The following is a 6,809-nucleotide window of genomic DNA, read 5'->3' on the forward strand; positions in this document are numbered from 1 at the left end:
TGATTGATACGTAATCAATCATTCCCGTTTAATCTTGGGAATCCTGATTCAGACAGTGTTGACAAGGCTTACAAGATCATAGGTGTCAACTTTGAGTATTTAAGACTCATTCCTTATGATATTTCTCCCACAAAAAGCGTAACTATTCCAAATGTCATACCTTTCCATTTCACATTTTTGAACCCTGAATTTCTCATTATTTCTGCAAATTGATCCGGCAACGGAAATTTCATTACAGATTCGGGAAGATAATGATATGCGTGCCTGTTTTTTGAAAAAAGCCCGCCGATCGACGGAAGAACACGTTGAAAATAAAACATGTAAATATCTCTTAAAAATCTTCCTGAAGGTGATGTCAACTCCAGAACCACCACCTTGCCCCCTTTTTTGAGTACCTTTGCAAATGATTGCAGTGCTCCTTGCCTGTCCATAATATTTCTGATGCCAAATGCAATAAAAACAGCGTCAAAAATTGCATCTCTGAAAGGTAAAGAGAGCGCATTGCCCGCTGCAAGATGGATCTTGTCTTTACTGTTTTTTGAGCTGACCTTCTTTTTTCCCAGAATAAGCATACCCGGGGAAAAATCAGTGGCAATGATTTTTGTACCACTGCTTTGCTTTGCAACTTCAATGGCAACATCACATGTTCCACATGCAACATCAAGAACCATGCAGCCACTATGGGGAATGGATGACGCTTTAACCATCTCCTGTCTCCAGAGAATATCCTGACCAAGACTTAAGAAACGGTTCAGAAAGTCATATTTTGGAGCTATGTTGTCAAACATCTCCTTAATAAAATCAAGTTCCATGTTCATTATTGACAATCCTGCTTTATGAGTTAATTTAATTTGTTTAAAATTCATGCCTGCTATAATAACAGCATTTTTTTCACAATCAATGATTATGAAATTTTTACCGTGGAAATGGATACAAATTTCCATATTCGAGGGTGGCTGGATGGCAGTCATGACCGTTTACAGGGTAAATATCTTCTTACTTAACAATAAAGAGTTTAAAATACAGGGATGCCATGTCAAACAAGCGTGATTACTATGAGATACTTGGAGCAACCAGGGATGCAGGAAAGGATGAGCTGAAATCAAAATACAGAAAACTTGCAATCAAATATCATCCGGACAAAAATCCCGGCAATAAAGAGGCTGAAGAGAAATTCAAGGAAGCATCCGAAGCATATGGCGTGCTTTCAGATGATAAAAAACGGTCAATTTACGATCAATATGGGCACCAGGGACTTGAGGGCACAAGTTTTTCAGGCAGTGCTAATTTTGATGATATTTTTGCAAATTTTGGAAGTGTTTTTGAAGATTTCTTTGGGTTTAGCGGAGGTTCAAGGGGACGCGGAGGCTCACGTGTACAAAGGGGCTCTGATCTTCGCTATGATATGACACTTGAATTCATGGAAGCTGCATTTGGTGTTGAAAAAGAAATAGATGTCAATAAATACGATATATGCGACATGTGCCATGGCACTGGTTGCAAAGAGGGTACCCACCCTGAAACTTGCAGTCAGTGCCAGGGAACGGGTCAATTTATACAAAGTCAGGGTTTTTTCAAAGTCAAGACAACTTGTCCCTACTGCAGGGGCAAGGGAAAATCAATACCTAATCCATGCAGTAAATGTGTTGGTTCAGGAAGAATGCAGATTTCCAAAAAAGTATCTGTAAAAGTTCCGGCAGGTGTGGATAGTGGTGCCAGATTGAGGCTTACAGGAGAAGGAGAGCCCAGCTCAAGTGGTGGCCCTTCAGGTGATTTATATGTATTTATTACAGTTAAGCCTCATAAGTTTTTTCAAAGAGATGGCGTGGATGTCATATGTGTTGTAGATATTTCATTTATTCAGGCTGCTCTTGGTGATGAAATTACCATACCTACACTTGATAGCGAAAAGACACTTAAGATACCCAAAGGGACACAATATGGAGACACATTCAGATTCAAGGGAGAGGGAATTCCATCTTTGAGAAGTGGCAAAAAAGGAGATCAGGTAATTCAGGTGAGCATAAAAACACCTACACGCCTCTCTAAAAAACAGGAAAAACTGTTAAGGGAATTTGATCAGCTTGATTCTGATAAAATCTCAAATAAACTTAAGAATCTTTTTAAAAATATCTAAACGCCTTAGTGTTCTTTCAAGGTTTGATTGTCGGGTAGAAAATGCCTTGAACCTTTGAAAAGCCTTAAAAGTCACCCGACAGTTTAAACTTGAAGAAGCATTAGTGACCCATCAGAGCCTTGCTTGTCTAAGTTGGGATTGTTAATCTTGAGTGAAAAAAGGGAAAATGCCAATGTTTGAATTAAAGATAAAAACCCATTTTGCAGCAGCACATCAGCTCACGATGGTTGGGCAAAAGTGTGAAAACCTTCATGGTCATAACTGGAATATCGAAGTTTACGTCTCCGGAGAAAAACTGAATGCCGCAGGTGTGCTTGTGGATTTTGGGGATATAAAAAAAGAAGTACGAAAAATAATGGAGCAACTTGACCACAAGTTTCTCAATGAAATTGATGCATTCAAGGATGCTCAGCCATCATCAGAACGGATTGCCATATATATTGCGGAGCAATTACAGCCAAAACTTGCAAATTTTCCAGAGGATGTAAGGGTCTCCAGAGTCTCTGCATGGGAATCAGATGATGCATGTGCCACATATATCCCCTGACTTTGTCTCTCTTTTTCATCTTTTCAAAAATGCTGCTTTGCCAGAATTAATAATTCGGTTATCACTTTTTTTGAACCATGATTTTCATAATTAAGGTATTATCCTGATTTTTCAACATGTTAATCCTTAAATATTTTAATCATGGTTCAAAATTTTCCAAAAAGTGTATAATACTTTTGAGTTGATATTAAACAGACATGATTGACTACGTATCAATCACCCCCAAATATAAAAATGATAGTCATTTTCATGGTAAAGATGTATATTTATGAAACTGCGTGAATTGGATTTAAATGAAAACGAGAGACGTACTTTTTATATCCATCTTGCGTATTCCGTATTAAACGGATTTATTCTCGGTGTTCTGGCCCTTAACGAATTTGTCTTTATCAAGAGTTTGCATGGTACAAATTTTCAACTGGGATTTCTGTTTCAGTTCAATGTGGTGGTTTTTTCCTTTATTATTTTTGTGAACCAGTTTTTAAAAAGAATCCAAAATAAACGAAAACTGCTCTTTATCACAGGTGTTTCGACCCATCTTCCCCTGATTTTTCTCTTCTTTTTTCCTGAAACCACATCTAACGGCATATACAACTACCTTTTTTTGTTTATCTTTCTGATCTATTTCATGGGCAATCCTGTCATTATGCCTCTTATCAACCAGTTTTTGAAAAACAGTTACTCTCATGAACATTTTTCAACCTTATATTCCTATGCCACATCTTTGAACAAAATCACCATGCTGGTGGTCACTTTTGGATATGGATTGTGGCTTGATTATGATAACTACTCTTTTACCATTGTCTTTCCGGTGGTTGCGATACTTGGTATTGCTGCTACATATCTTTTGTCAAAAATTGAATATAGACACAAAAAGTCCGAGGAAGACCTTCCCAGAGAGACTGTCAAAGAATCCATTAAAGCATCAGTTAAGGATATGCTCTCCATTTTAAGGCACAACACTCCCTATCTTCATTTTGAAATAGGTTTTATGCTCTATGGTGCCGCATTTATGCTATCCATGTCTGTTATCACAATCTTTTTCAATGATTTTCTGCTGCTAAATTACTCAAGTGTGGCGTTTTATAGAAATGGTTACAATGTCATTGCAATTCTGCTGCTTCCATTTTTTGGCCGCCTGCTTGGCAAAATTGATCCACGCCTCTTTGCTGCTATCACATACTTTTCCATGTTTTGCTATATTCTTTGCGTTATCTTCACGGAATATATGCCTTACTATTTCGATATTTTTGGCATTAGAATCTATTATATGCTGATTCTTTACATGATCTGTCACGGGGTGTTTGCTGCCACCATGTCCCTTTTATGGAGCATTGGTTCAGCCTATTTTTGCTGTGATGAAGATGTGGCACAATATCAATCAGTCCATTTATCACTTGTTGGACTCAGAGCACTGTTTGCACCCCTTGCTGGTATATGGCTCTACGAAACCATTGGATATTTGAGTACATTTTTAATTGCAGCAGGCCTTCTTATGCTGGCCATTTCTGTAATGCTCTTTTCCTGGTTCAATACATCCGGTTATAAAAAGAATCACTGTTGACATAAGGAGCTATTTGTCCAATGTCATGAAAGATGCACTATCCTTCATACTCAAAATTGACATCTTATTGCTTTTTTGCAGTTGCGGAGTTTGTCTGAATCAAGATAACCAGGATGAAAAGGATGCTCAGGATAAATAACTCAAAATCGACACCTTATTGCTTTTTGAGCAGTTATTGAGTTTGTCTGAATCAGGATAACCAGGATGAAAAGGATGCTCAGGATAAATAATCCTGCCTTATCTTGTTAATCTTGGACATCCTGATTCAGACAATGTTGACAAGGCTCAAAAGATCATAGGTGTCGGCTTTGAGTACATAATCCTGCCTTATCTTGTTAATCCTGGATATCCTGATTCAGATACTATTGACAAGGCTCATAAGATTATAGTGTCGAATTTGAGTATTTAACGCACACAGGGCAGTGTGCAATGCAAGGAGATTACCTTTAAAGTCCGTAGCTTCTCATAATGCCCTCAAGTGTTCCGTTCTGTTTCATCTCCCTCAAGATTTCGTCATATTTTTTCACAAGCAGTGGCAAATCCGGCCAGGAAGATTTTTTAACAAATGTATTGAAATAATTCTTTTCCGTCAATGGTTTAGAAAGATAGGTAATTTTATCAATATAACCCTCTTTTTTCGCCTGGTACATTGTTGCTATGGTGTTAAGGGGGACAATGTCAAAACGCTTTCCAAGCAATTTTTTAATCTGGAACTCATTTACAGGATGGCTGTCTATTTTCATTATTCCCCGAGAAACAGCTTCCCAGAACTCTTCTGTATAGGCATATCCTATGGTGGCACCCATTGTAAGGCCATTGAAATCAGAGAAATCGTTATATACGAATTTTCCCTCATTCTCTTTTAGTATAAAAAAATGCCACGAAATGGCGATATGGGACTCTTCTGCATAGACAAGGAATTGTTCACGAAAATCGTTGTGTGAATAGGTTAAAACCATATCCACTTCAGGCTCATCCTGCTGCCATATGAATTCCAGCCGCTTTGATGATTTAATGAAAATAACTTTATAATCTATTTCTAATTTTTTAAAGATATAGTCAATGATTTCAATATCAATACCCGAAGGTTTGTTATTCTCATCAATATATCGCATGGGCTCCTTGGGAACCCCCATTATGATCAATTCCCTTGAAATTGATGTTGATGGTAGAGGAAAAAACAAAAAGAAAACGAGAGCTATAATTGTTTTTTGGAAGATATCACTGAAAAATCGCATATACGCTCCTTTTTTACTCTCTATTCACTCATCTTCACTCGTCAGTCATAAGTTCTCTGATTTGCCACAACATATGGTGTCCAATCAAAATTTTAGACAGCATATGCAGTAGGTAAAATGAGAACTTCCAACTCACGAGCATCTTCATATAACGTACATGGCTGATGATAGCCACAATCGAAAAGATGAAAGTCGTTTTTAAAACAGGCTGTTACCGAGACTTTCATATAAACGTACATGGCTGATGATAGCCACAATCGAAGGGATGAAAGTCGTTTTTAAAACAGGCTGTTACCGAGACTTTCATATAAACGTACATGGCGGATAGCCGCCACAATCGAAGAGATGAAAGTCGTTTTAAAAACAGCCACTTACTGAGACTTTCATATAAAAACCTATTGAAATTATTGACACCCAAATTATTATTGGTGAAACATGGGCATCAAATTTGTCTTAAATTTCAATATGTTGAAAAAATTTGCGAAAAGAGTTTTTATACTGCTCTATTTTGACCTTTTGAAAAATTGGAAACATTTTTTATAAAACGTTGAAAAAAAAGGGGTTAGAGAATCACTTCTGATTTTCTCTATCCCCTTTGTGTTTCCTATGGTGCCGAAGGGGAGACTCGAACTCCCACGATCATGCGACCACTAGTCCCTGAAACTAGCGCGTCTACCAATTCCGCCACTTCGGCAAATTCCACTTTAATCATTCCAGAAAAATGATTGCGTTGAAATGATAAGTGGTTTATATATATATGTTTGCAGGCGTTGTCAAGCCTATTATTTCAAAAAAATAAAGGGTATCATGGAACTGATAGAAGATATTGATAAAATTAAACAACCCTTCCACAGGGCAGTGGTGACAATTGGGAATTTCGACGGTGTTCACAAGGGGCATCAGGCACTTTTCAGACAGGTAAAAGAAGAGGCTTCTGCAATATCCGGCACATCTGTTGCCATAACCTTTGAACCACACCCCCTCAAGGTTCTGGGGAAAAACGGACCTCCCCTGATAACAAGAAAGGATCAAAAGATAGAGCTGATAACTGCATCAGGGCTTGATAAATTGATCTGCATCCCCTTTACAACCTCATTTGCATCCATATCGGCATCTGATTTTATAAATGAGCTGCTTATTGCCAAAATAGGAATGGAAACCATTGTTGTAGGCCCTGACTACTCCTTTGGAAGAAACAGGGAGGGTGATATAAATTCTCTTGTTCGAGCTGGTGAGGAAAAGGGCTTCAGGGTAATTGTGCCGGACTGGTTCTGCATAGAAGATAGTGCATCAGACACATCCGACTCAGGCAGCTCCTGCTCA

General features: G+C 38.0%; 6 protein-coding genes and 1 tRNA gene. 4 read left to right on the top strand and 3 right to left on the bottom strand.

Annotated elements, in window-relative coordinates; translation table 11 throughout:
- Positions 1-113: 113 nt before the first annotated feature.
- Positions 114-818 (bottom strand): bifunctional demethylmenaquinone methyltransferase/2-methoxy-6-polyprenyl-1,4-benzoquinol methylase UbiE, encoded by a 705-nt coding sequence (gene ubiE / locus MTBBW1_RS09075; RefSeq protein ID WP_080802810.1) that lies wholly within the window; start codon positions 816-818, stop codon positions 114-116.
- Positions 819-1,033: 215 nt separating this feature from the next.
- Here ubiE and dnaJ point away from each other — a divergent pair, with 215 nt between their 5' ends.
- The 3 genes from dnaJ (at position 1,034) to MTBBW1_RS09090 (ending at position 4,248) form a co-directional block, all read left to right on the top strand.
- Entirely contained in the window at positions 1,034-2,137 is a 1,104-nt protein-coding gene (gene dnaJ / locus MTBBW1_RS09080) for a molecular chaperone DnaJ (RefSeq protein ID WP_080802312.1), read from the top strand.
- 172 nt (positions 2,138-2,309) lie between these two features.
- Positions 2,310-2,684 (top strand): 6-carboxytetrahydropterin synthase QueD, encoded by a 375-nt coding sequence (gene queD, locus MTBBW1_RS09085; protein WP_080802315.1) that lies wholly within the window; start codon positions 2,310-2,312, stop codon positions 2,682-2,684.
- 268 nt (positions 2,685-2,952) lie between these two features.
- Entirely contained in the window at positions 2,953-4,248 is a 1,296-nt protein-coding gene (locus MTBBW1_RS09090; RefSeq protein ID WP_080802318.1) for an MFS transporter, read from the top strand.
- Positions 4,249-4,694: 446 nt separating this feature from the next.
- Here MTBBW1_RS09090 and MTBBW1_RS09095 read toward each other — a convergent pair whose 3' ends face one another.
- Together MTBBW1_RS09095 and MTBBW1_RS09100 are read right to left on the bottom strand one after the other, a co-directional pair.
- Positions 4,695-5,486, bottom strand: a complete 792-nt coding sequence (locus MTBBW1_RS09095; RefSeq protein WP_080802321.1) for a substrate-binding periplasmic protein — start codon at positions 5,484-5,486, stop codon at positions 4,695-4,697.
- Positions 5,487-6,093: 607 nt separating this feature from the next.
- Positions 6,094-6,180 (bottom strand) — tRNA-Leu (locus MTBBW1_RS09100).
- Positions 6,181-6,293: 113 nt separating this feature from the next.
- Here MTBBW1_RS09100 and MTBBW1_RS09105 point away from each other — a divergent pair.
- A partial coding sequence (locus MTBBW1_RS09105; protein ID WP_139786727.1) for an adenylyltransferase/cytidyltransferase family protein occupies positions 6,294-6,809 on the top strand: 516 nt, incomplete at its 3' end.

The sequence above is a fragment of the Desulfamplus magnetovallimortis genome (assembly GCF_900170035.1).
GTDB classification, from domain to species: Bacteria; Desulfobacterota; Desulfobacteria; order Desulfobacterales; family Desulfobacteraceae; genus Desulfamplus; species Desulfamplus magnetovallimortis.

What these genes read in the sequence shown, in the direction of transcription:
- ubiE (WP_080802810.1), bottom strand. Translation starts at nt 818, where the DNA reads ATGAACATGGAACTTGATTTTATTAAGGAGATGTTTGACAACATAGCT.
- dnaJ (WP_080802312.1), top strand. Translation starts at nt 1,034, where the DNA reads ATGTCAAACAAGCGTGATTACTATGAGATACTTGGAGCAACCAGGGAT.
- queD (WP_080802315.1), top strand. Translation starts at nt 2,310, where the DNA reads ATGTTTGAATTAAAGATAAAAACCCATTTTGCAGCAGCACATCAGCTC.
- MTBBW1_RS09090 (WP_080802318.1), top strand. Translation starts at nt 2,953, where the DNA reads ATGAAACTGCGTGAATTGGATTTAAATGAAAACGAGAGACGTACTTTT.
- MTBBW1_RS09095 (WP_080802321.1), bottom strand. Translation starts at nt 5,486, where the DNA reads ATGCGATTTTTCAGTGATATCTTCCAAAAAACAATTATAGCTCTCGTT.